This is a genomic window from Verrucomicrobia bacterium CG1_02_43_26, assembly GCA_001872735.1.
Lineage (GTDB): Bacteria > Verrucomicrobiota > Verrucomicrobiia > Opitutales > CG1-02-43-26 > CG1-02-43-26.
In genome coordinates, this window is record MNWT01000006.1 from 177,154 (window position 1) to 200,727 (window position 23,574).

The window sequence follows — 23,574 nt, forward strand, 5'->3', positions numbered from 1 at the left end:
CGCACTAGTTCTGTAGGCCTACTCGAAGGGCTAATGTGGTGATTTCAGAATCGTGGCCTTCAATAGAAAGCGACAACAGAGATCCTTTACCAAATGCTCCTTCCATGTCGTCGGCCATTTTTTGGATAGTTGATAAATGTTCTTCCTTGGTCTTGCCTAACGAAAGCATTTTGGTGCGTAACAGAATCGCATTCTGTGCCGAGGGAGCCATTGTTAAGCTTTCAATCCAGGCAAATGGGTGTTTTTTGAAAATTTCTTCTAGCGAAGACATGCGTGATTTCCAGGAGCTTTTAGCGATTGCAAGCGCGGACCACTCTTTTTGTTCATCTGCAAGGGCTTGAAGCTCCGATTCTAGTTGAATAAAAACGGCCTCTTGCTGCTTGATTTTATCCATGCAGGCTTTCACATCATTTTCATTTTCTAAAGCCAGATCTAGGCGATTGCTCACCACTACTTGTATCGAAAAAACAATCACAAGAACCGCGGCCGCAGTTGCAATCCAAGTGTTATAAAAGCTTTTATTTGAACGGGCGTTTGGTGACGTTAAGTTGAAAAAAGCTGCTTCCTTGGTGAGTATGCTGGCTCCAATAAGTTTAGAAATAACGGTGTTTTTATTAACAAGTTCTAGCGTCTTTTTTAGGCACACGTTGCCGCCTTTTGAGAAATCAAAAGTGTTGTTCTCGTCATCCGTAATTTTATAAAGCTTATTCGGCAAAGGGTAGCCCGTGTGTTTTTGAAATTGATCGCGTATTCGTGAAAATTCATTTTCAGGATCAAGTGTTTGGCTTGGGTTAACTCCTTTCCTGGCATAAAAACCCCTTTTGTAGTTGATGGTTATAAGGGTTTCGTTCGGAGCAGTTCTTACGATAAGGCAATCTTCCTCTCCCATCACGTAACGTGTGCTGTAATAATCTAATAAGGAGGCGGGCAGGATACCGGCTAGGGTTATGCCTGATTTTTTAAAGCCATGGATGAAATCACGGGCAAGCGTTCGTTTAATAGCGTAAAAATGGACATCTTGCCAAGGCTCGCCTTCGTGCACACAGGTTTGCCCCAGGTAAACATCATCCAGTAGGTAGGGCAGTCGTTGTTGAATTTCGTGTTTCAGAATTGTTTTTTGATGGCGTGCTTGAACTTTGGGTACGCGCATCCATTTGAAAAACTCATATTCTAAGGGGAGTACTGCGTAAGTTTTTCCGGGCATGTTTAATTTACCCCAGTTGGCCTCAATGTATTGGGCGGCCATTTTTAACCAATCATCCGCAGTGGTCGCGAGGCTGTTAAATGGAATTTCCCGCCATGCCTCTACGCTCAAGCTACCTTTTGTGTTGTATACCGTTCCAATTCCTATAAAGGAAGGGTCGCAAATGAGGATATTTACTGTATCACGGAATAACATTAAGGGGGCGCTTGGGTTCGGGGAATGAGATAACTCAAAAATACTATCAGTAGGCACCCGGTACGCAAACATTTTCTAGATAGAGCCTTGCTGGGTAGCGAGACCAATGGGCTATTATCCTTGACCCCGAATGCCTTACGTTTCATCATAAAAGCCTTATGGATACCAATACACGTACAATGCCAACAATGGATAATATAGTAGCCTTATGCAAACGCCGCGGGTTCATTTTTCATTCTTCAGAGATTTACGGCGGTATAAACGGTTTTTTTGATTACGGTCCTATGGGCTCAGAGATGCGTCGTAATATTAAAAATGCTTGGTGGCAGGATATGATTCAGGAGCGGGATGATATGGTCGGACTGGATTCTTCCATTATCATGCACTCCAATGTATGGAAGGCTTCCGGCCACATCGAAGGATTTTCAGATCCTATGGTGGATTGCAAAGAGTCTAAATTGCGTTACCGCGCGGACCAATTATTCTTCGCTCCTGTCAGTGTAGATGATGATGTTATCGGTTACGTGAGTGTTCTGGAATCTGGCACGATGCAAGAAGAGGCAGACAAAGCCGCCGAAGCACTAAAGCGTAAGCTCGCTAAACAGGGATCATTGAAGGCGGTTGCCTTAAAACCGTTTACCGAAGCTAAGCCAGAGGAGTACGAGCTTGTCCCCTCCCCTGCTACGGGAAAACCGGGCTCATTGACGGCTCCTAGGGATTTTAATTTAATGTTTGAGACGAGTGTTGGCGCTATGCGTGACGAGTCTTCTATCGCCTATTTAAGACCAGAGACCGCTCAGGGTATTTTCGCGAATTTCAAAAACGTGGTTGATACAACTCGCGTGAAGGTGCCTTTTGGTATTGCCCAAATCGGTAAAGCTTTCCGCAATGAAATCACGCCGCGCAATTATATTTTCCGCTCTCGTGAATTTGAGCAAATGGAGATCGAATACTTCATTCCCCCACAAGATGATGCTTGGGAAAAGTTCCATCAGGAGTGGGTTGATGCGAGTATGGCTTGGCTCGTTAATATGGGCTTGGATCCTAAATTATTAGATAAAGAGGTACACTCAGTTGATAAACTAGCTCACTACGCAAAAGCTTGTACCGATATCGTGTTCCAGTTTCCTTTCGGAAAACAAGAACTCCAAGGCATCGCGGCTCGGGGTAACTATGACCTTATGCAGCACCAGGAGCATAGCGGTAAATCGCTTGAGTATTTTGATGAAATTACAAAAGAGCGCTACGTGCCGCATGTGATTGAGCCTTCTATCGGGGTGGATCGCCTCTTCCTGGCACTCATGTGCTCGGCTTACCAAGAGGATGAAATTGATGGCGAAAAACGCATCGTTCTAAAATTGCATCCGCGTGTCGCTCCTATCAAGGTGGGTATTTTCCCGTTATTGAAAAATAAACCGGAGCTCGTTGCCGTGGCGGAAAAGATATACCAGCAGCTGAGAAAGCGCTGGAATGTTGCTTATGACGCTTCTGGAGCGATTGGTCGCCGTTATCGCAGAATGGATGAAGTGGGTACGCCTTTTGGTGTCACCATAGACTTTGAAACCTTAGAGAATAATACCGTTACATTGCGTGATCGCGATACTACAAAGCAGGAGCGTATCAGCATTGATGACCTTTTGCCTTTCTTGCAAGCGCGTATTGATGGTGAATAGCTGTCATCTTTAAACGTACAAAACAATTTCGGAGGGGCCTTTTTAAGGCCTCTCTTTTATTTCATGAGCAGGAGTTGCGTTTGACGTATAGTAATAATTGTTTGTACTATAACGCTATCCCCTTCTCATGAAAGAAAACAAAAACCAAACAGACCTCTTGAATGACCTTCAATCCCTTAACGTAGGCGACTTAGCTAAAGATGTCTTTGAGCTTCTTGTTGCCAATCAAAAGAAGTTTGCAGTTGCTGAATCTTGTACGGGTGGGCAATTAAGTAACGTAATCACAAACATACCGGGTATTTCTGCTGTCTATGCGGGAGGGGTTTGTTCTTACATGAATGATATAAAAATCAATGTCTTGGGAGTGCCGGAAGATGTGATTGGTCAATTTGGCGCGGTCAGTGAAGAGACGGCTCTTGCAATGGCAACAGGGGTTGCCAGGCTTTTTCGTGTGGATTACGCGGTAAGTACTACCGGCTATGCAGGGCCGGAGGGTGGAGATGCTCGTAACCCCGTTGGTACGGTTTGTGTCGGGGTTTATTCTCCGAAATCCGAATATGTGCGGAAATTTAAGTTTTCGGGGAATCGGGAGGCGATCAAGGCCAGCGCGGTTAAAGCGGCTCTTGTCTTGTTAATTGAAGCACTGCAGGCGTGAGGAATTAGGGATAAATCTTTATCGTTTGCATTGGCGATGGGATGTTTTAGGATAACTCATTAAGTTTTTTAAATAGTTTATAATATGGCAAAATCGGCATGTGCGTTTATTTGTGGCAATGATGACTTCCTGGTCGATCGTGAGGCGGAGCGTATTTATAAGGAACATACCCAAGGTTCTGAGGGTTCTTTTTCAAACGAAACCATTAGCGGAAGCGTAAACAATATGTCCGATGTCGAGGCCATTGTGAAGCAAGTCCGCTTAGGCATGCAATCTATGTCTCTTTTTGGGGAAGATAAGGTGATATGGATTAAGGGGGTTAATTTTTTGGCAGATACCCCGACTGGTCGAGCCGAGGGTACGAAAACACTTGTGGAGGATCTTCAGCAATTGTTATCAAAAATCCCTGCCGGAGTCTTTGTCGTCATTTCAGCTTGCCCGGTAGACCGGCGAACGAAGCTTTTTAAATGGTTTAAGGATAATGCGGACTTCACCTACCTCGAGGAGCAAAAGAACAACGCGTCTGTCCATGAGGTCATCCAGTTGGAATGTAAAAAACTGGATATTAGTATCTCCGCGGAGGCCAAGGATATTTTGATCAATAAAGTGGGGGGGAGCACGCGCCTTGCTTGTAATGAGCTCCTTAAATTGGCTACTTATAATGGCGATGATAAAAATATCACACCGGCCATGGTGTTGGAGCTGGTGCCGGATTTTGGTGAAAGTGATTTTTTTGAGCCCGTGGAAGCCTTTTTCTCCGGTGACACTGCCTGGGCGTTGGATTCCCTCAATCGTTACTTTTTTAACAACAATGATGCTCGCCCTATTATAGCATCGTTGCAAAATCGTAATCGTTTGCTCATTCAGTTGAAAATCCTTTTAGAGGCACAAGAAATTCGATTTGATAACCGTGGTGGCTTGGATAAATCCGCTTTTGATCGTGCTAAGGACGCGTATGCCAAGTATTTTGATGGCACAGATGCAAAGAGCAGCTATAACGTGTTTACCCAAAATTTGTGGTACCTGGGTAAATTAGCTCAATCTACGCGGCAATTATCCATGAAAAGGTTGATCGATTTTCAGTCCGCTTTCCTTAAGGCCTTCGAGCAATTAATATCCTCGTCTGCGCCGCAAAAAACGATCCTGGAAACTCTCTTTTTAAGCTGTCTGGCTGAGTAATGAAGGGGTGCTCGCCGGTTATACTAAACGCGGAAGCCTTCAATCAATTGCTCAATTGTCTTAATCGTACGCGTTAAATAATCAATTTTAATGCGCGCGAGGTCGACAAGTTGCATGTATTGCTCGATAGACTCTGCGATATCATTCGCATCATCACCGTTACTCTTTAGGTAGATCTGGTTGCACTCAACTAAAAGGGGCTTGATCGTGTTATTGATGTAATCGATCACATCTTCGATCAATGTCATGTAAACAGGATCCTTTTCCAATTCAGCAGCTACCTTTTCGTATTGATCACCCATGATTATCCCTAAAAATTGAGCATTGGTGTGCGCGAAATCATTCACTGTGCGTAAGAACTTTTCATTACATTCCTGAAAACGGCTGATCTCGGGTACGATGCCATTACGCTTAAATTGTAAACTCTGGGATTCATCTCTAAATTGTAGGTTATTATCCCCTTGTGCTGCAGACTCTATGTTTGTTTTGGGGAGTGTCACGTCAAACGCATAAAGGAATGACAAATCTTGTCCACCTTGTGCTAATTTAGCCAATTCATCTGAGGTATTGTCGAATTTGATATTGAATCTTAAGTTTAACATAATTTTGACTGGGTTGTTTTGATAATTAATTTTAAAATTTAATTAAGATTTAATTATAACTAAATTATTAATAAAATTCAACTAAAATAAATTATAAGTTAATTATAAGTTCTTCGGCCAAACAAAAACCGCCCATTTCAGGGCGGTTTTTGTTTGAATTTTTTTAAGTTAGATTACAGCTACGTTCGCTTTTTCTGTTACCCAGTTGTAGACGAAATCCTCAAGGCTCTCGGAGCTATTGGGTCTGTAGACGAAATCCTCAAGGTTCTCGAAATCCTCAAGCTTCTCGGAGCTATCGGTTCTCTTGTCATATTCCTCATGCAATTTATGAAAATCAATGTTGTCAATGTTCACACCTTCATTCTGAGCCCTGGTTAATCCCTTTCGGATCTGTGTAGCTACACTGTCTTCTGTGAAGAAATTATAAATTGAAGAAAATATATCCGAGATAACAGATGAATTTTGCGTTCCCGTTTCGCTGTCTGTGGAAGTTTCTTCCCTATTCTCCTGAGGAGCATTTTTGCGGCAAAGTTCGTCGTATTTATTCTCACCAGTAGCCATTTTGTAGCCAATACAGGCTAGGGCTACGACCGCACCCGTAGCACCACCGGCCACCAATGCTCCCATTGGTCCTATAGTCAATCCCCCGATAACAGCAGCAATACCGCCTGCAGTAGCGCTTAATGTCGTGATTCTTAGCCCTGTATTGAGGCCTTCCGCTTCCGACCAGTTATAAATATCCTTTACGGCATTAGCTACCCTGCTATTTTGCATAGACTTCGTTAAGTCAGTGAGGGCTTTCCCGTTGAACAAATTGGCTATGCTCTTTGGAAGGCCTTGGAACATGAATGGATGATTGGTTTTTGTGTTAGATTGTGTTTTGTTCATAAAGTTAAATAATTAGTGATTCTTTACCTAAGTTATTATGAATTAATTATTAATATTTTCAACTTAAATATAAAACTAATTTAATTATAAGGCATTGACGCATTCGCTCACCCTATAATCGATCCTATTGCGCAAAAAAGAGCCAACCCATCACGGTTGGCCCTTAATAAAACGAAATCAATAATATAAAAACGGAAAACAGTGCTAGAATCGCACGTCTACTTCACGCTCTTCACCGGGAATGAGGCACAAGGGCTCTCCCGCGGCAGCAATTTCATCATTTTTATAGATGCGGAAGGTAACGGGCTCCTGAAGATTTGGCGCGGCCCATTGCCATTTGCCCATGCCTAAAAATTCCATGGGCATTCCTTTATCCCAGTTGAGTCCTCCGCCTTCGCCACGTATAAATGGTTTATTGCCAATCCCGAACATGCCGCGCGCTAGAACTTTGCTTAACTGGCCGCAGGCATCAACAACTGCCGTTGGGATATCTTCAGACTGGGCTGCATCATCTTCAAAGCGCTCTGCTTCTTCTGATTCCCCATCATTATATTCGGCCTCTTCGACAGTATCCGCTGCCTGGAAATCGATATCGATTAACGTTTGAACGTTTTCGTTTTGTGGCTCTGCTTCCCCGACGGAGCAATCCATATCCGCGTCGAGTTGAGGTGAACCGTTAGCCTCCTCTCTAGTGTCTACGAGACCGGCTTGCGCCTTCGGCGAGTGTTGAATGGTTCCCTCTAATACATCAACATAGCCGTCCAAGCGTTTCAGTAGGCCTTCCATATACATGGTAACCCGCTCATTACGTTTAACATGCTCATCCAAGGTGTTTTCCATGGCACGCATTTGGCTCATCAGGTACTCAACGCCTCTTGTCTGCATTTTAGCTCGGTCTTCAACTTCTTTCGCTTTCAGGCGTTCTCTCGCTTGGTGTTCAAGGACAAAGGGCATCGCGAAAAACATTGCGCCAAAAAGCACGCATAGGATGCTCCATAGTGCCATTCCGGCAGTTATAGGGCCGTTACCTTTAAAGGCAATGACACATGCCAGGAGGACTAAAAAGATATTGCCGAGGTAAAACGGCCATTTAGAGAGGGTTAGTTGCTTTTTCTTGCTCATCGTATTTAAACTGTTTGGGTTAATTTTATATAGTATTATTGTTAAAAGGGTTTAGCGGGCGCGTTCCAGGAATCCTGTCTTGCGATACACTTTGGCCAACATCTTGTAGGCTTTCTTTTGTGCTACTTCAGCACCGTCTTTTATAATGCTTTCCAGATGGGCTTTATCTTGTTTGAGCGTTTCATACTGCTTTTGTATGGGTGCCAAAAGCTCAATCACGGCTTCTGCAACCGCGGCCTTAAAGTCTCCGTACCCTTTCCCAACAAATTCTTGTTCGATGTCCGCAATGCTTCTGCCGGTTGCTAAGGACATGATCGTGAGTAAGTTGCTGACCCCGGGTTTATCGGCTGATTTCACTACCTCGGAGCCGGAATCTGTCACCGCGCCTAGGATTTTCTTGCGCAGTACATCGGGCTCATCCCACAGATAGATGACACCATGTTGATTTTTGTCAGACTTAGACATCTTACTCGTTGGATCTTGTAAGGACATGATTCGTGCCCCGTCTTCTGAAATGGCAGGCTCTGGCACTTTAAACGTGTCGGAATAATGGTTGTTAAACCGTTGCGCAAGATCTCTAGCGAGTTCTAGATGTTGCTTTTGGTCATCACCCACGGGCACAATGTCGGTATGGTATAGTAATATATCTGCGGCCATTAAAACCGGGTAAAATAAAAGACCGGCATTGATAAACGCACCCCCACCCTGGCGTTGAGATTTGTCCTTAAACTGGGTCATACGTTCTAATTGACCCAATGGGGTCATGCATCCCAGTACCCAGGCAAGCTCTGTATGTCCCGAGACATGTGATTGTACAAATATGGCGCATTTAGCTGGGTCTAACCCGCAGGCTATGTACTGGGCCACACAATCTAAGGTGTTTTTACGTAGTTCCGCCGCTTCTTGCGGAACGGTTATGGCATGCAAGTCCACAATGCCAAATAAACATTCGTTGTCATCTAAATACTCGGTCCAACGCCTAATAGCGCCTAAATAATTGCCTAAATGGAGTTTTCCTGTTGGCTGCGCGCATGTTAAAATAATTTTTTTGTCCTGTTTTCCGTCTGCCATAAAGCCCTTTATCGAATCAGTTTACTGTCTTACGGCATCCTATCAACGTTATTTTCTCCCCAAATTAGAAGTGAACTTGGGGGTGAAATGATTTTTCTTAAATTAAAATGGTCGGGCCGGTGAGATTCGAACTCACGACCCCTTGCACCCCATGCAAGTGCGCTACCAGGCTGCGCTACGGCCCGAACATAATAAAAAAGAAATGGTGCCCAAAGGGGGAGTCGAACCCCCACTCCCTCGCGGGAAGTGGATTTTGAGTCCACCGCGTCTGCCGATTCCGCCATCTGGGCATTTGAAGAGGTTCAAAGATCGCATTAATTTTTTTTAAACGCAAGCTTTGTCTTTCAAGAAGCAAAATTTTTTCGCCAGTACCCAATAGGCATCTTTTTATGTGGACATTTTTATTTAATTAGTTATAATTTATTAAAGTTAATATTAAATATTATGAAATTAATGAAATCACTTAAATATATATCTTTAACGGTCATAGCGTTTTCTGTTACGCTTTTTTCATTTGCGGGTGAAAAAACTTATACTGTGGGAGGCCATGCTGTATCGGTAAACGATCACTACCTGTCCGGCGCTATGCTGGTAGCATTACCTGCTCCTAAAATTGATAATTCCTGGTCTGCTATGGCAAAATTGCCGTATCAAGGCGTAACCGCTATGTTCAGTAGCATGCGCAGTCAATACGAAGGACAGATTAAGCAGCTAGCCAATGATATTCCTTACCTCACCTATGTGGCCAGACGCGAGTTAGACCGTAATCAGGTCGAATCAACAACGGATGCCATCAATGAATTGATCGCCAATATCCTTCACGATAAACGCAGGGCAATTGGCTACGAGTTCAAGAGTATGACACCGGATTACCTGCAGGCATCCATTTTTAAACGTAATATTAAGAAATACAACGATCCTTACGGCCCAACCATCAGCTATTTACGCGCTCAGGGTAAAAACTGGAATGATATTATCACAAGCGCATGTAAGCCAAATGGCGGTGACTTGTCTTGGTTAAATTTGGGCAAATGGTTCTAATAAGCCTTTTTCAATAACATAAAAAGCCAGAGGAAATTACCCCTCTGGCTTTTGTGTTATAAAGATTAATAGAATGACTATTCCACGGGCACAGGTGCTTCTTGTGCTGTCGCTTCTGGCTTCCCTTCTTGCTGTTGGCTTTCTCTCTCCCGCTTCGTTTCATAATAAACAATGAATAGCGTACTCGGAATAATGACAACTGCGCCTAAAAGCGTCATAAACGCCGGTACCTCTTGGAAGAACAAGTAACCGGTTATACCCGCGATCACTAGCTCAAAATAGCGGAATGGAGAGAGCGCGGATGCATCCACTGCCGCAAATGCCTTTAGTAAAAAGAATAAGAGCAAATTACCGCCACACCCTAGTCCAAAAAACAATAGCCATTGCTGGGTTGTAGGCGCTTGCCAGACATTGATCGCCGGGATAAGCCCTAGCAGCATAGTGACCAGCGCAGAATAGAACAACATGCTTAACATCGTTTCCTTAACCACAAACTTCTTATTCGTGACATCTAATGCCGCAAACATCAACGCAGATAATAGGAGCAGAAGCGTCATCGGGTTAAAGTTGCCCTCGCTTGGTTGTAATACAAGGATCACGCCCGCAAAACCCGCAATAGTAGCGATCCAGCGTTGCCATCCTACTCGCTCACTCAGGAAGAAAATGGCTAAGATCAGAACGAAAATAGGAATCGTGAAATTGATAACCGTGGCTACCGTAATCGGTACAATGGACAGGCCATAGACCCAAAGGGCTATTCCGCCATAAAGTAACGCGCCCCGCATAATATGCACTCCCGGGCGAGATGTGGAAAAGGATTTTTTTCCAAAATAGATCATGAAGGGGATTAATACGATAGTCGCAAACAAAAACCTTAAAAAGGTCACCTGCATCGCATGCATATTGCTGCCTAGGTGTTTCGTGAATACATCGTTTAAGTTACTGACCATCAGGCTGAGGGTATACCACATAATGCCTATCAGATAAGTGTACCGGTGTCTTTTATTGAGAATTTTCATAGCGCTCCTTTTTGATATATCTAGATATATTGATCTGTTGATGCTGATGGTTTTTGGGTCACTTGTCAAGCGAGCAAACAAAAAACCCAAGTTTCTTGTTTTACTTGGGTTTTTTGCTTAAATCAATGCAGTTGAGGGCACTGAAAATCTTTTTACAATCGAGGCCTGCTTAGTCTATATTTTTTTAAATGCATCGGGATTTAAAACTTCCTCTAAGAAGGTATCAATGTCGAAATCTTCAACGGATTCCGTATTGATTGCTTCGGAAAACAAATCAGGTATATTGTTTTCCGAAGTAACTTGACAAATATGTTGGGCGATTGTTTCTTCTTCTCGTTTCAGGTTAATGCCCAATTGCATTTTAAAATCATTTATGATGCCAATTTTGCGTTGCACCTTTTCTACAACCTCATTATTTTTGGCTGTCTGTAGGTACTGTTCGTGCACGATACCCAAGTTTGTTAAGAAGTCGTAATCATCCTTTGTGGCAGTATTTACATTTGATCCTTTAAGTATCCCCTTCACCACTTCTTTAAACGTAGCTTTTGGGTGAAGCCACTCGGGGTTCGACTTTTTCTTAAGGGGTTCTTTGTCTAAATGATTGTAATTGGCTGGCTTTGTTACACGTGTGCTTATTTTGTTATTCATTACTTAATGGTAGTTGTTATTATCGTGTAATATGCGGCCAGTTTTATTCATGGCAAGGTAAAACTGGTCACGAATTCGCTCATAAGCCCTTGCGTGGCCGCATTATTATTTCGCACATTGTTACAGCAATAAACTGAGGCTTACTGCTTAAGCCAATCCACGTTTGCTGTTTTCTATAAACTTTAGTACGCGTTGTACTAGAGGATGGCTATTGCTGCTATCGTTTTTAAGCGTTTCTATTGCTTGAGCCCGGTTTAGGCCCTTGCGATAAAATGTTTTGTAAATCATGCGTATGACGGCCATGTCTTCTGGGGTAAATCCAGAACGCTCTAACCCAACTTTATTGAAAATACGTACACAAGCAGGTGTGCCATCTGCAATCATATAGGGCATAACATCTTGTACGACCTTAGAGCTAGCGCCTAACATGGCATAATCTCCGATGGCGCAAAATTGATGTACACCGACGCCCCAGCCGACATTTACATTATCAGCTACAGTAACATGCCCTCCAAGCGCTGCATGGCTACTCATCACCATGTGGTTTCCCACAATACAATCGTGTGCAACATGGCTATAAGCTAAGAGCACATTGTTGTCGCCGAGGATGGTGTATTCGTCATCGTAGGTCGCGCAGTGCACGGTTACAGACTCGCGAAACACGTTTTTATTCCCGATCTTGAGCCCGGGACAGCCCCCACGGTACTTTAGGTCATGTGTTTTTGCTCCAATATAAGCATATGGAAAAACTTCATTACCCTCACCCATTTCCGTTCTGCCATCAACGGAAGCATGGTGATGTATATTGTTGTCGTTGCCAATAATTGCCTGAGGGCCAATATAGGCATATGCGCCAATAGTGACGCCTTCCCCTATTTGGGCGCCCTTTTCAATGACCGCGGTCGGGTGAATGGTGTTTGATAAAGTTGTACTAGGCATTGTTGGCATCCATTACAGTGAACATGACTTCCGCAGAAGAAACAGGCTTGCCGTTGACCTTGCAGACACATTCCGCAACCCCCAAAAGGCTTCCTCGCGCTGCTTTTTCTTTGGTCATCTTGGCGTGAATTTCTAATTGATCTCCGGGCTCCACGGGCTTCCTGAATTTGACTTTGTCGCAACTCATGAAGAGTGCCACTTTGTTTTCAGCGCTCGTGCGGCGCAACATCAGCATTCCGGCAGCTTGTGCCATGGCCTCTACTTGCAATACACCCGGCATGACGGGTTGCCCTGGGAAGTGGCCCTGGAAATAAGGTTCATTGATGGTAACATTCTTAATAGCGATAAGCTCATCATCACCCTTGATCTCGATCACGCGATCGATCATCACAAACGGGTAGCGATGTGGCAGGGTGTCCAGTACGCGGCGTATATCCAAGCTGGTTTCTGTAGCTAAAATGGTTTTGGGAAGATCGGCTTTAGCGCCTTTGCGTTTCTTATTTTCTTTTTGATTTAATAAGGCCTTGGTAAAGGCAGCATTGAGTGCATGCCCAGTGCGGACTGCTATGATGTGCGCCTTAAGGGGCATGCCTAGTAGGGCAATATCGCCAACGATGTCTAGGATTTTATGCCGTACCATCTCGTCTTTAAAGCGCAGGGGCTCTTTCGACAGGATTTTATCGCCTTTAATCACAATGGCGCAATCGAGGCTACCTCCACGTATCTTGCCCATTTGGAGCAATTTTTCAATGTCCTCGTAAATCGTAAACGTGCGTGCCGGCGCTATATCGGCAATATAGGTTTCCGGGTCAATATCTATGGAAAGATGCTGGGTGTGTATTCCACGGTCATCCGCCGATGTGCAGGTAATTTTTAACCCGTCATAGGGCAGAGCGATAATAGAACGGTTACCTTCAGAGAGGCATACAGGCTCGGTTAGCGTAAAATATTCCCGGTCTTTATCTTGCTCAACGGGTTCGGCTTGTTGGAGTAGGTTGACAAAATGTTTTGCCGAACCATCTAAAATGGGGGGCTCGGACGCATCAATTTCAATCAGGACATTATCAATGCCCATGCCGTTTAACGCACTTAAAACATGCTCAATCGTGTGCAGCTTGGTGTGCCCTGATTGAATGGTTGTTCCTCGTATCAAATCGGTTACAAGATTGACATCCATCTTGAGTTCCGGTTTGCCGTATAAATCTTTGCGACGGAAAACGATACCGTGGTCTACCGGAGCAGGATAGAACGTCATGTGGACATCTTCGCCTGTGTGCAGGCCTTTCCCGTTTATTGTGACTTCACGTAATATGCTTCTTTGCTTCATGGGCTAGCCGTTTGAAATAGAATTATTGTAAACTACTAGCCCAAAATGTAAACCCGAAAATAAATGAAGTTCGAGGATCACTGTTTGTCTTACCAATTAGCCAAAATTAATAGCGATTCCAGACTCTGTTCCATAAAGAAAGGGCTGGTGGGTTTGCTAATAGCTTTAGGAAATCCCGCTCTTTTGGCGCTTCTAGAACGATTGCTGCCATGTTTTCATGAATTTTATTAGCTTTAGAACTGTCTCTAAATAGGTTCCATGCGTCTTGGCTTTGTTGGATGGATTTAAACACATTATTCGCTAAGCTATCAGTGGCTGGAATATCAGAATTCTTTTTTTCAATCTCAAGCTGCTTTTGGAAGAACGCAAACAGGAAATCGACAAGTCGCTTTAAATCTTCGGCCGTTAACGTACCATTGATGAGTGCGGCAATAATGGCAGAGTTTGTCATCAGGTTGTTTAAAATTTCTCCTTTGGATTTTGTTCCCCAGGTAAAGCTTGGCATCACTCCATGCCCGCCTTCTCCCTTGTCGCGGCCCTTTGGCCTAGGGGCTGTTTTAACAGTGGAGAAATAATCATCCATTTCCCGTGCTCTTTTCACTAAAGCAACCTTTTCGTCATTTTGTAGCGCGTTAGTGTCCAGCTTTGTCTGGATGTTTTTGATAAATTCCTGCCAAGATCCTTGTGAACTGGATTTCCAGTTGGTGGTCACTCGTTTGATCGAGTCAATAAATTCACTATGCTCTCTTAGTGTATCTATCTTCTCTATCTCTTTTTTCTCTATCTCTATTCTCTCTTCATTTGTCCATCCAACTTCTCGTCCTAGTACTAGAGGTTTTGGATTCGGCACAAGTGGATTAATTATTTCGGAATTTGTTTTTGGCAACGGGTTAGGCCCAAAGAAGACGTCGTTCCTTTTCTTTATAGGAACAATTTGATCAACTATTGGATCTAGGGGCATCTCATTTTTTAGTAATTCGACTTCTGTTTTTGGTAAAACCTCTTTCACGACAATTGGCTCAACTATTGTATTATTTGGGAGCATCTCTACTGGCTTCTTTTCAACAACCTTAACCTCTGCTTCCACATTATATTCTAAGAGTTTTTTATTTTCAAAACGCGCTGTCTTGTCGTTATCGCCTCCTGTTATTTCCTGCATTTGGGTAAACGCTTCGAATACTTCGGGGTTTATTTCTACCTTGATTTTAGAAACCCCAGATTTCCAAGCTTCGTTGCTTTGTTTCTGGAAAAATGTGTTATTATTAAAATTCGGATTCTTAAAGTTCTCTAAAAATTCCGGGCCTATCTGCCAGGTAACAGTTGTCCCTTCCTGTTGGGAGCCATCGCCACCATTGCTGTCGTTGCTGAGTACGAGTTCCTGGCCGTCAGCGTTGTCATTACCCGTACCTTGAATCAGGTCAAGTTCCTTTTTCTTATTGGGATTGACGAAGGTGATCTGGTAATCGCCGTTTTCTAATTTTTCAATGGGTAATTTCGATTGCTTAAATAGATTAACACTCTTATCGCCGTTCACCTGGATTTCCGTGTTGATAGGCGTAATATTATCATTAACTGTTGTTAATGTTCCGTCATTACGCTGTTCTTGCAATACACTGTCCCCATGAAGCTTCGTTTCGTTAAGCATCTTGTCTGTATCACGACCTACATTCTTGAAGTTAACGGGATTTAAATTTTTACTGATCTGCTTAAGAATTTCAGGCTTAAGCGTGTACTCCACCTCTTTCGGGTTGGGTATAAGGGTTATTGCTTTACTTGTGTTAACTAACGGGTTGTCCGCCTCTTTGTTAACTTCTGCGGTGTTGTTTTGGATCTTCTCGGTTTGCTCGATAACGTCGTCATTTAAATTATAGTCGATATCGGTATAATCAAATTCTTCGAATGGGGTATCATCTTTTTTGTTACGATTGATATAGTTATTCACGGAACGCATAATCCCACTCTTATCGTAGTATTCCGATTGCAATTCATTAAATTTTTTAACATCAAACTTGCGCAACCCGCCCTCTTTCTTGAAGCCTTTCAATAAAAGATCTTTGCCGCTTTCTTCAAAGGAAATAGCATTGGGATCGTAGGTTACCTTTTCTCCTGAAATGAATTTATAGAATTTGTTTGCTGTATTTGTAACGTAGTTCATGTGCTTGGAGGTATAATTATATTATAACTATCTATATTATCATTTTATTGCTATACTGTAAAGCATTTATTGATCATCCACAGATGATTTTTTAGTGACTACTATCTTTTTATTGTGTAAAATAAATACATAAGGAAGGCCTGCAGGCATCGGAGCATTTAAGAAGATCTATCGCTCCAACACAAGACTTGTACCATCACAGCGTTTTAGGTTTGCCTCTAAACGCAGAAGCTGTTTTCGTTTTAGGAGTTATGGATAAATTAGAAGAAATTTTCAAGTTACAGTCTGAGTTAAATAAACGCATAGGTGTAAACGTAGAAAGCCTGAACGAAGAGGGTAAGGCTCACTGGCTTTTGAATTATACGCGCGCCATGCAGCAGGAAATGGCAGAGTTAATCGATTCTGTTCCCTGGAAATGGTGGGCAAAGTACCAAGAGTTTGATCAACAAAACGCTAAGGTCGAAATTGTAGACTTGTTTCACTTTCTGATTTCCATGGCTCAGGTCATGGGCATGTCCGCGGATGATGTTTACCAAGCCTACTTGAAGAAAAATCAGGTCAATCACGAGCGCCAGGAGTCCGGATACAAGGTAAAGGACGAAAACGACTCCAAGCACATTTAAGCCTTATTTGTGCCGACCGTGCCTTAGGATATCCCATACCAGGTACAATCCAATAACGCCGGAGAGCATAAAGCCAACAATGCCGATCGAGGGGTAGCCCCATATAAAGGGCTCTACTCCTGTCGTAATTACAGTCGATGAACCAATAATGAGAGCGGCAATCACTAATGCCATCACGATTCTATTGGCAGACGTGCTTAACGTCTTTTCAAGCGAATCCAACCCTTTGTGGTGAAGGGATATTCCCAGTTTGCCGTCTTCCAGATTTCCTAATAAACGCTCAATCGCACCGGGGAAATTTCGTAGGCGCGTAATCCCTACTTGGCAAGACCAGTAAATTTGTTGCAGCAAATTAGTAGGGTTCCAGCGTTCCCAGGTAAGCTTTTTTAAGAAGGGGGCAGCAATTTCGCGAACATCAAAGTCAGGGTCAAGTGTTTTGCCGACATCCTCAATGGCCATAACCGCTTTACCCAGCATGGCGTAATCTTTCGCTAAGTGTAGGCCGTTTACCCCCAGTACGAAGAGTAAATCAGTGATCACACGTCCAAACGGCATATTATGCACTTCCAGATCCTGATACTTTCTTAAGATGAAGCCGACTTCTTTTTCCAGCTTGGATTCATCCATGCGTATTTTTCCAATTGCTTTCGCAACCGCTACTTGAACCACCTTTTCGCTGTCCAACGTGGCAATTGCTGAAAACAGGTCTGCTAAAAAATAGCGCATCTTACGCGTCAAATGGCCTATTTGCCCCCAATCAAGGAAGCACAAGCGGCCGTCATCTGTAAGTATTATATTTCCGCTATGGGGGTCAGCATGAAAGAATCCTGTGATCACGATTTGATGAAGTACAGATTTTGCGCCTATATTCGCATACTCATGAGCCTCTTCTTTTGAAAGAATAGCTTCTTCAGGAGAGCAACCGCTTACCCACTCTGTAATCAATATTTTACTCGTCGAAATGTCTTCGTAAACTTTGGGCGCAAATACCTTTTCTTTATACGGGTTTGTTCGATTAAAATACATCGCGTTGCGTGCTTCGATGGTATAATCGATTTCGTTCATCAACGCCCTGGCTGCTTCTTCTATAACCGCAGGTAAGTCGTAGGGCTTAAGGTCATCAACGCGTTGGTGGATCTTGCGGGCAAACCAACCCATGATCTCCAGGTCTGAACGCAAGGCTCTTATGCTGCCTGGTTTTTGTACCTTGATAGCAACCTCTTCGTTATTACGCTTCAGGCGGCCCCGGTACACTTGCCCTAAGGAAGCACATGCCACCGCTTCTTTATCAAATTCCGAGAAAAGATCTTCAAGGGGACACTGTAGTTCTTCTAGTAATACAGGCTCGATGACTTCAAACGGCAGTGGTCGTACTCCTTTCCGTAACTTTTTAAATTCACGGATCAGCGGTTCCGGTAAAACGTCTGAGCGGGTGCTCAAGAGCTGAGCAAACTTAACAAACGTAGGGCCGAGATCTTCGCAGGTAATACGAATGCGCTCCCATATATTGTGGCGTTCTTTTCGCTTCGGAACAAAACGAGCCAACCACGTTGATGGCAAGTCCAATTGTTCGAGCAACTCATCAAAACCATTACGAATCAGTGTCGCAACGATTTCTTTTGCGCGAACGACATTAGAAATGATCGTGATGGTCTTAAACGCCACTCTGTATTTTTGGGTTTACTTGGAGGTTTGCTTTTTTGGCGCTGCTTTTTTTACGGCTGGCTTTTTTGGGGTTGTTTTTGATTTGCCTTCTAACGCATTTACGCGCTTTTCGAGCTTTTCAAAATCCTTTTGGCAGGCAAAATTAGCTTTATCGAGTAGGTGTTTAAAATAGTCCTGTATTTCTTTACTGGACTTATCAAACTCCTTTCTGCTTTCTTTTACCATTTTGTCAATGGACTTTTTAGCGTCTGTGGCGCTTATTTTACCTTGCTTAACCATTTCTTCCAGAGACTTTTCTAGTTTGTCTTTAGTAACAACAGTTGCGCCAAGGCCTACAAGTAACGTTTTTTTGATGTATTCGAGCATAACATCTTCATTATCCGGTACTTTCTTTTAAAATACAACTTATTTTAAAAGAAATACTTTGTTTGTGTCAGAAAATATAGCAAGCCCCTTTAACCTTTACATTCTTGCCTTCCCCTTGCTTAATAAGCCCTTATGATTACGTATTTATTGGAAGTTTTCGCGATCTTGTTTGTCGCGGTTGGCCCGATTGATAATGCCGCTATTTTCGCGGGTCTGACAGCTAACCATACTCCCAAAGAGCGTAATCGGATGGCCTTGCGGGCTTCTTTGATCGCCGGTGCGATTCTCATCGTTTTTCCTATCATTGGGGATCAGTTGCTGCATCTCTTAAATATTCAACTCTACTCCCTTCAGGTAGGTGGCGGTGTACTCTTGTTTTTAGTGGCCATCGATATGGTAATGACGGAATATGAAAACGGAGAACAAATGCGCAAAAAGCACGCGCATACGGATTATTCCGTATTTCCGTTAGCTATACCGCTCATGGCTGGACCGGCAACAATCATCATTTCCATGAACTTGTTTGCCAAAGCTTCCGGAGACTATGCGTCCCAGGGGATAGTGCTAGCGGTCATTGCGCTTCTTATGCTCATGTCTTATATCGCGTTTTTAGGAGCCGGTTATATCGTGCGCTTTTTAGGTACAAAGGGCGCAGAAACCCTTACTCGCGCTCTGGGTGTGCTTTTAGGTGCCCTCGCCGCAGAGCTCGTGATCGAAGGTCTACGTTCTTCCGGTTTGTTTATGGCAATAACAGGCTAAGCGAGAAGTTTCAGCGCTAATGGGCGAATTGAGTCCCAATAAAGATACGTGAGGCCGATCGCACAAACAAGCAAGGGTTCAAAGTAATCTTTGTAATGTTTTTTCTTTTCGTTGAGCATCATATACATGGCTGTAACAGAGCCGATAACGCCCCATAGGATCGGGCTTTTCATGAAGCAGGTGAGGATATCGATTAGTACGCTTTTTAAAAGACTGTGTATCGCTCCGTTGATGCCGTCATTACTGTCATTATAATAGCCATTACGCATAAGGGTGCGAATAATGCTTTTTAGGGGGGTGGCTATATGCCCAGGCATCCCTATGTCCGTGATTTTAGTAAAGATCCATGCCAGCACACTTGCCGCTACTTCCACTCCTATCCAGCCTCTAAATACACCTTTTATGACACTTTGAGCTACGGATTTTAGCAGCTCGTAGCCTTTGATGAGCTCCCCTCCGCCGCAATATAAAAACGAAACAATATATTCTTGGACTATCGGGTCTTTTACGGTGTCTTCGAAAATGCTAACAAAAAAATGGTTTTGTGTTTTTTCAGTTGTCTGTGTGATAAACTCTTTTGCCAGTTCTAGATTGGGTTTGTTCGTGGGACTATTTTTGCAAAGGTCTATTAATGTGCCTAAATGTTCTCCTATCATCACATCGCTTAGCGAGGTTAGCTGGATTGTATGCTCAGTTTCTAGCGTCAGCGCTATACTGGAAATGGATTCGTTTTCAGTGTTTTTTGTATCCGTTGGAAATACAGCTTTCACCCACGCTACTCTTTTTTCCCACAGCTTTTCTTTTTGTGAAGTATTATACGTTCTCAACCATTCCATTGTGGGGTTACTGAAGGTATCTTTACGCTGAAAAAATAGGGCCACAGAATTTAAAATTATTTCTTTTATACCCCTTATACTGAACATACTCATTCGCTGGGGCGGCATCGGAAAGGGGTTTTTATTAACGTTCTTTTGAATGAGGTTGTAATAAGACCCTTTGCTGGATGCTCTTTCCATAATTAAGTATATCTATAATTAGAATGGTTATTGTTTGTGACGACTTAGTATGGAATAAGTATTTAGCCATATAAGCGCCATTGCTAGCATCTAATGCTAGGTAGCAAAACCATTTTGTCCAGCCAGAATTCTTTTTACTAGGCCTGGACTGCTTCTAACCAGTCGTAATGGAAGAACTCGCCGCGGGGAGAATCAACCCGCTCAAAAGTGTGCGCACCGAAATAATCCCGTTGGGCTTGAAGCAGGTTTTGCGGCAGCTGTGCAGACCGGTAGCCATCAAAATATGCCAGCGCGGACATAAATGTCGGCATCGGAATGCCTGCTTCTATACCGAGCGAGACAACTTTACGCCAATTCTTTTGGCTTTTCTCAAGCGCGGCTTTGAAGTAGGGGTCAAGGACGAGGTTCGCCAGGTCAGACTTTTTTTCATAAGCCTCAGTGATTTTTTGCAAAAAGGCCGCGCGTATAATGCACCCGCCGCGCCATATTTGGGCAATCTCGCCAAAGTTTAGCTTCCATCCGTACTCTCTTTCCGCTTCTTTCATAAGCGCAAACCCCTGTGCGTAAGCACATATTTTAGAGCAATAGAGCGCGTCATGAATCGCTTGTATGATCTCTGCTTTCTTTTCTTGAGGATACTCCCCTTCAAATTTAATTTCTTGAGATGCCGCAACACGTTCTTCTTTAATCGCACTCATGCAACGAGCAAAAACAGCTTCTGCGATCGTTGGAGCCGGCACCCCCATATCTAAGGCGCTAATAGAAGTCCATTTGCCTGTGCCTTTTTGTCCTGCAGTATCCAGGATAGAATCTACATAAGGCTTATTGGTCTTAGGGTCGCGTTGGCGTAAAATATTTGCCGTAATTTCGATCAAAAAGGAATCCAATACCCCAGTGTTCCATTTTGTGAAAATGTCTGCCATCTCGTCTGTAGAGAGTTTTAATAACTCACGCATCACGTGGTACGCCTCGCAAATCATCTGCATGTCCCCGTATTCAATGCCGTTGTGGACCATTTTGACGTAATGCCCCGCGCCGTTTTCTCCAATATAAGCTGTACAGGGAACGCCTCCCGTCACCGGTCTTCCGGGGGCTGCCCCTTCGATCGGCTTTCCGGTCTTGTCATCTACTTTCGCCGCGATGGCCATCCAAACTGGCTTAATCGCATTCCAAGCTTCTTTCGAGCCGCCTGGCATAAGGGATGGGCCAAATCGAGCCCCTTCTTCCCCTCCGGAAACGCCGGAACCTACAAATAATAGCCCTTTTGCGGCTAAATCTTTTTCTCGTTGGATCGTATCTGTCCACTTAGCATTGCCGCCATCAATAATAATATCTCCTTTTTCGAGCAAGGGGGCGACTTCATTAATCACCGCGTCCGTGCCCGCCCCTGCTTGCACCAGAAGTACAATCTTGCGAGGGCGCTGTAACGATTTTACAAAGTCTTGGAGTTCTTTAAAGCCATACAAGCCGCCTGGGGTATCCGGGTTTTCCGCTACAAACTTTTCCATCTTGGAGGTAGTTCTGTTAAACACAGAGATCTGGAACCCGTGGTCCGCTATATTGAGGGCAAGATTTTGCCCCATAACTGCTAATCCAATTAGGCCGATGTCGGAAAACTCTTTTTTCATCTTAAATAAATCAGGTTGATGATGATAATACTGAGGTTGGGTCTACTAGTACTTAAACATTTTTACGAATATCCTGCAAGAACCGATCCACGTCCTCCGCTTTCGTACACCAGGAGCACACAAATCGCCACGCGCCAATTTTAGGGAAATCATAAAACCGCCAACCATCATCCAGTAATGCTTTTGCTGTTTTTTCCGGCATGCTTGCAAAGAGAATGTTTGTTTCCACGGGGTACAGTAGTTCAATTCCTTCAATCGTCCTTAACCCTTTCGCTAAATAAGCTGCCTGCGCATTTGCGTTTTTCGCGTTTTGCAGCCACACTTCGTTTTCTAGTAACCCTAGCCAAGCGGCTGCTTGGTAACGCGACTTCGAATATAATTGCCCGGTTTGCTTCTGCCGCCATCCAAACTCGTTTGCCAATTCTTTGTTAAAGAAGACAATTGCCTCTGCCATGGTAGACCCGTTTTTCGTGCCTCCAAAGCTCATGACATCTACCCCGCCCTGCCAGCTTAATTCCCTAGGGGTTACTTTCTGCTGAGCGATTGCGTTAAAAAAGCGGGCTCCGTCCATGTGCACTTTCCACCCATGCGAATGAGCTTCTTGGCATAGGGTTTTAATCTCTTCTGGTGTATACACAAGCCCGACTTCTGTAGATTGGCTAAAGGAAAAGCAATTTGGTTTTGAAGAGTGTACTCCGTGCGATTCATGGCAGATTTTGGAAATGTCCTCTGCTTTAAACTTTTTTAAATTATCCCCGTAACAGAAAATTTTTGACCCGTGGGTAAAAAACTCCGGTGCTCCGCTTTCATCCACTTGTATATGGGATGTCGGGTGCGTAATAATGCCATGGTAGGGTTGGCAGATCGTGGATAAACTAAGGGCGTTCGCTGCTGTTCCGTTAAACACAAAGTACACCTCGCAGTCCGTCTCAAAAAATTGCTGTATCTGTTGCCTGGCTTCATGGCACCAGTTATCTTCTCCATAGCTCACGGCAAACCCTGTACTCACCGCCGTAATTTTTTTCAAAACCGAATCGCACGCAGGGCTGTAGTTATCACTGGCAAATTGTAGCTTGTTGTTATAGTCCGATGTCATTATATATTAAGGATAGTCGCTTGATCGTTTTTATTATTCTACTTGTTTTAACGTCAATGTCATGGATTATTTTATCGGTTTCATAGAGTACATAACGACTCCTGTGGCATGGGTCGTAAATTCTTGTTTTTGCATTGATCAAGAACTTACCCGTATCGAATCCGCGGTTGTCCCTGCTTCTAGGCGTAGGAGCCGAACAAAATCCTATCCGCCGCTCGAGCTAAAGGATACACAGATTACAGCCAGAGAGATCAGCCCAAAGGACAAGCATTAGGCCGTCATAAGACGAAAAAAGCCTTGAATTTGGATTGCGGTATGCTAATTTTTGTTTGCAGTGCTATTGTGTATAGAGGGTAAGTGGCAATATTAATTCATGATAAATAAAAACAATGATAGTTCCAGGGAGCTTTAAAATAAGCGATTCTAAAGACTTGTCTCTCCTGCTAGAGATGACAGCTGTTATAGGCAAAACTATCATCATAGAATCTGGACGAAAAGGCGTTCGTTTTGTCCGACATGTCGTGAGGGCAATCCCTCATCGCCGAACTGTTCCCTATATACCACTGCAGCCGATCATCACTCAGCACAACAATAATAACACACCATTATTTCAGCGGACTATTATCAATCCATAATATTTGGATGGTTTTTGAAAATTCCCCGAGGTATTCCCTAAAGGGAATATAATAAACGGTGCAACAAA

Annotated in this window: 22 protein-coding genes and 2 tRNA genes; 7 read left to right on the forward strand and 17 right to left on the reverse strand. The window is 43.6% G+C overall.

What is annotated here, in order from left to right:
- Window positions 1-4: 4 nt before the first annotated feature.
- Window positions 5-1,471 (reverse strand): hypothetical protein, encoded by a 1,467-nt coding sequence (locus tag AUJ82_02990; protein OIO60393.1) that lies wholly within the window; start codon window positions 1,469-1,471, stop codon window positions 5-7.
- A gap of 86 nt (window positions 1,472-1,557) precedes the next feature.
- Here AUJ82_02990 and AUJ82_02995 point away from each other — a divergent pair, with 86 nt between their 5' ends.
- The 3 genes from AUJ82_02995 (at window position 1,558) to AUJ82_03005 (ending at window position 4,906) form a co-directional block, all read left to right on the forward strand.
- Window positions 1,558-3,072, forward strand: coding sequence for a glycine--tRNA ligase (locus AUJ82_02995; protein ID OIO60394.1), 1,515 nt, complete (start codon window positions 1,558-1,560; stop codon window positions 3,070-3,072).
- Window positions 3,073-3,229: 157 nt separating this feature from the next.
- Entirely contained in the window at window positions 3,230-3,727 is a 498-nt protein-coding gene (locus AUJ82_03000) for a hypothetical protein (GenBank protein OIO60484.1), read from the forward strand.
- 84 nt (window positions 3,728-3,811) lie between these two features.
- Window positions 3,812-4,906 (forward strand): DNA polymerase III subunit delta, encoded by a 1,095-nt coding sequence (locus tag AUJ82_03005; protein OIO60395.1) that lies wholly within the window; start codon window positions 3,812-3,814, stop codon window positions 4,904-4,906.
- A gap of 23 nt (window positions 4,907-4,929) precedes the next feature.
- Here AUJ82_03005 and AUJ82_03010 read toward each other — a convergent pair whose 3' ends face one another.
- The 6 genes from AUJ82_03010 to AUJ82_03035 form a co-directional block, all read right to left on the reverse strand.
- Complete coding sequence (locus tag AUJ82_03010; GenBank protein OIO60396.1) at window positions 4,930-5,508, reverse strand: hypothetical protein; 579 nt, start codon at window positions 5,506-5,508, stop codon at window positions 4,930-4,932.
- Window positions 5,509-5,676: 168 nt separating this feature from the next.
- Complete coding sequence (locus tag AUJ82_03015; GenBank protein ID OIO60397.1) at window positions 5,677-6,396, reverse strand: hypothetical protein; 720 nt, start codon at window positions 6,394-6,396, stop codon at window positions 5,677-5,679.
- A gap of 204 nt (window positions 6,397-6,600) precedes the next feature.
- Window positions 6,601-7,518, reverse strand: coding sequence for a hypothetical protein (locus tag AUJ82_03020; GenBank protein ID OIO60398.1), 918 nt, complete (start codon window positions 7,516-7,518; stop codon window positions 6,601-6,603).
- 51 nt (window positions 7,519-7,569) lie between these two features.
- Window positions 7,570-8,589, reverse strand: a complete 1,020-nt coding sequence (locus AUJ82_03025) for a tryptophan--tRNA ligase (protein OIO60399.1) — start codon at window positions 8,587-8,589, stop codon at window positions 7,570-7,572.
- A gap of 108 nt (window positions 8,590-8,697) precedes the next feature.
- Window positions 8,698-8,774, reverse strand: a tRNA-Pro gene (locus tag AUJ82_03030).
- 18 nt (window positions 8,775-8,792) lie between these two features.
- Window positions 8,793-8,879 (reverse strand) — tRNA-Leu (locus tag AUJ82_03035).
- Between the two features lie 154 nt (window positions 8,880-9,033).
- On the opposite strand from AUJ82_03035, the gene AUJ82_03040 reads away from it, so the two are divergent.
- On the forward strand, window positions 9,034-9,630 hold the full coding sequence (locus AUJ82_03040; GenBank protein ID OIO60400.1) for a hypothetical protein: 597 nt from the start codon (window positions 9,034-9,036) through the stop codon (window positions 9,628-9,630).
- A 77-nt stretch (window positions 9,631-9,707) separates the two neighbouring features.
- On the opposite strand, the gene AUJ82_03045 is transcribed toward AUJ82_03040, so the two are convergent.
- The 5 genes from AUJ82_03045 to AUJ82_03065 form a co-directional block, all read right to left on the reverse strand.
- Window positions 9,708-10,649 (reverse strand): EamA family transporter, encoded by a 942-nt coding sequence (locus tag AUJ82_03045; GenBank protein OIO60485.1) that lies wholly within the window; start codon window positions 10,647-10,649, stop codon window positions 9,708-9,710.
- A 174-nt stretch (window positions 10,650-10,823) separates the two neighbouring features.
- Window positions 10,824-11,297: a hypothetical protein gene (locus AUJ82_03050; GenBank protein ID OIO60401.1), complete on the reverse strand. Its 474-nt coding sequence runs from the start codon at window positions 11,295-11,297 to the stop codon at window positions 10,824-10,826.
- A 147-nt stretch (window positions 11,298-11,444) separates the two neighbouring features.
- Window positions 11,445-12,236, reverse strand: coding sequence for an acyl-[acyl-carrier-protein]--UDP-N-acetylglucosamine O-acyltransferase (locus AUJ82_03055; GenBank protein ID OIO60402.1), 792 nt, complete (start codon window positions 12,234-12,236; stop codon window positions 11,445-11,447).
- Window positions 12,229-13,563, reverse strand: a complete 1,335-nt coding sequence (locus AUJ82_03060) for a UDP-3-O-[3-hydroxymyristoyl] N-acetylglucosamine deacetylase (protein OIO60403.1) — start codon at window positions 13,561-13,563, stop codon at window positions 12,229-12,231. Before AUJ82_03060 ends, AUJ82_03055 begins: the two co-directional genes overlap by 8 nt.
- A 106-nt stretch (window positions 13,564-13,669) precedes the next feature.
- Entirely contained in the window at window positions 13,670-15,718 is a 2,049-nt protein-coding gene (locus tag AUJ82_03065) for a hypothetical protein (GenBank protein ID OIO60404.1), read from the reverse strand.
- A 251-nt stretch (window positions 15,719-15,969) separates the two neighbouring features.
- Between AUJ82_03065 and AUJ82_03070 the strand changes: the two genes are divergently transcribed.
- A complete protein-coding gene (locus tag AUJ82_03070; protein ID OIO60405.1) occupies window positions 15,970-16,341 on the forward strand; it encodes a dUTPase in 372 nt (123 codons plus the stop codon).
- 3 nt (window positions 16,342-16,344) lie between these two features.
- Here AUJ82_03070 and AUJ82_03075 read toward each other — a convergent pair whose 3' ends face one another.
- Together AUJ82_03075 and AUJ82_03080 are read right to left on the reverse strand one after the other, a co-directional pair.
- The gene (locus AUJ82_03075; protein OIO60406.1) at window positions 16,345-18,006 is read right to left on the reverse strand and encodes a hypothetical protein; all 1,662 of its coding nucleotides are present in this window, start codon (window positions 18,004-18,006) and stop codon (window positions 16,345-16,347) included.
- Between the two features lie 15 nt (window positions 18,007-18,021).
- Complete coding sequence (locus AUJ82_03080) at window positions 18,022-18,372, reverse strand: hypothetical protein (GenBank protein OIO60407.1); 351 nt, start codon at window positions 18,370-18,372, stop codon at window positions 18,022-18,024.
- A gap of 132 nt (window positions 18,373-18,504) precedes the next feature.
- Between AUJ82_03080 and AUJ82_03085 the strand changes: the two genes are divergently transcribed.
- Entirely contained in the window at window positions 18,505-19,131 is a 627-nt protein-coding gene (locus AUJ82_03085) for a hypothetical protein (GenBank protein OIO60408.1), read from the forward strand.
- Here the strand turns inward: AUJ82_03085 and AUJ82_03090 are convergent.
- The 3 genes from AUJ82_03090 to AUJ82_03100 all read right to left on the reverse strand — a co-directional run bounded on the left by AUJ82_03090 (window position 19,128) and on the right by AUJ82_03100 (window position 22,871).
- Window positions 19,128-20,147, reverse strand: a complete 1,020-nt coding sequence (locus AUJ82_03090; protein ID OIO60409.1) for a hypothetical protein — start codon at window positions 20,145-20,147, stop codon at window positions 19,128-19,130. The two genes, AUJ82_03085 and AUJ82_03090, sit on opposite strands and share 4 nt — an antisense overlap.
- Window positions 20,148-20,284: 137 nt before the next feature.
- Window positions 20,285-21,775, reverse strand: a complete 1,491-nt coding sequence (locus AUJ82_03095) for a phosphogluconate dehydrogenase (NADP(+)-dependent, decarboxylating) (GenBank protein OIO60410.1) — start codon at window positions 21,773-21,775, stop codon at window positions 20,285-20,287.
- 52 nt (window positions 21,776-21,827) lie between these two features.
- Entirely contained in the window at window positions 21,828-22,871 is a 1,044-nt protein-coding gene (locus AUJ82_03100; GenBank protein ID OIO60411.1) for a hypothetical protein, read from the reverse strand.
- 61 nt (window positions 22,872-22,932) lie between these two features.
- Between AUJ82_03100 and AUJ82_03105 the strand changes: the two genes are divergently transcribed.
- Window positions 22,933-23,145 (forward strand): hypothetical protein, encoded by a 213-nt coding sequence (locus AUJ82_03105; GenBank protein OIO60412.1) that lies wholly within the window; start codon window positions 22,933-22,935, stop codon window positions 23,143-23,145.
- Window positions 23,146-23,574: the final 429 nt, after the last annotated feature.

Bases quoted from the DNA above. Each gene is read 5' to 3' on its own strand.
- AUJ82_03040 (OIO60400.1), top strand. From the start codon at position 9,034: ATGAAATTAATGAAATCACTTAAATATATATCTTTAACGGTCATAGCG.
- AUJ82_03025 (OIO60399.1), bottom strand. From the start codon at position 8,589: ATGGCAGACGGAAAACAGGACAAAAAAATTATTTTAACATGCGCGCAG.
- AUJ82_02990 (OIO60393.1), bottom strand. From the start codon at position 1,471: ATGTTTGCGTACCGGGTGCCTACTGATAGTATTTTTGAGTTATCTCAT.
- AUJ82_03080 (OIO60407.1), bottom strand. From the start codon at position 18,372: ATGCTCGAATACATCAAAAAAACGTTACTTGTAGGCCTTGGCGCAACT.
- AUJ82_03105 (OIO60412.1), top strand. From the start codon at position 22,933: ATGGATTATTTTATCGGTTTCATAGAGTACATAACGACTCCTGTGGCA.
- AUJ82_03090 (OIO60409.1), bottom strand. From the start codon at position 20,147: ATGGAAAGAGCATCCAGCAAAGGGTCTTATTACAACCTCATTCAAAAG.
- AUJ82_03100 (OIO60411.1), bottom strand. From the start codon at position 22,871: ATGACATCGGACTATAACAACAAGCTACAATTTGCCAGTGATAACTAC.
- AUJ82_03050 (OIO60401.1), bottom strand. From the start codon at position 11,297: ATGAATAACAAAATAAGCACACGTGTAACAAAGCCAGCCAATTACAAT.
- AUJ82_03020 (OIO60398.1), bottom strand. From the start codon at position 7,518: ATGAGCAAGAAAAAGCAACTAACCCTCTCTAAATGGCCGTTTTACCTC.
- AUJ82_03095 (OIO60410.1), bottom strand. From the start codon at position 21,775: ATGAAAAAAGAGTTTTCCGACATCGGCCTAATTGGATTAGCAGTTATG.
- AUJ82_03005 (OIO60395.1), top strand. From the start codon at position 3,812: ATGGCAAAATCGGCATGTGCGTTTATTTGTGGCAATGATGACTTCCTG.
- AUJ82_03045 (OIO60485.1), bottom strand. From the start codon at position 10,649: ATGAAAATTCTCAATAAAAGACACCGGTACACTTATCTGATAGGCATT.
- AUJ82_03070 (OIO60405.1), top strand. From the start codon at position 15,970: ATGGATAAATTAGAAGAAATTTTCAAGTTACAGTCTGAGTTAAATAAA.
- AUJ82_03065 (OIO60404.1), bottom strand. From the start codon at position 15,718: ATGAACTACGTTACAAATACAGCAAACAAATTCTATAAATTCATTTCA.
- AUJ82_03060 (OIO60403.1), bottom strand. From the start codon at position 13,563: ATGAAGCAAAGAAGCATATTACGTGAAGTCACAATAAACGGGAAAGGC.
- AUJ82_03085 (OIO60408.1), top strand. From the start codon at position 18,505: ATGATTACGTATTTATTGGAAGTTTTCGCGATCTTGTTTGTCGCGGTT.
- AUJ82_03055 (OIO60402.1), bottom strand. From the start codon at position 12,236: ATGCCTAGTACAACTTTATCAAACACCATTCACCCGACCGCGGTCATT.
- AUJ82_02995 (OIO60394.1), top strand. From the start codon at position 1,558: ATGGATACCAATACACGTACAATGCCAACAATGGATAATATAGTAGCC.
- AUJ82_03015 (OIO60397.1), bottom strand. From the start codon at position 6,396: ATGAACAAAACACAATCTAACACAAAAACCAATCATCCATTCATGTTC.
- AUJ82_03010 (OIO60396.1), bottom strand. From the start codon at position 5,508: ATGTTAAACTTAAGATTCAATATCAAATTCGACAATACCTCAGATGAA.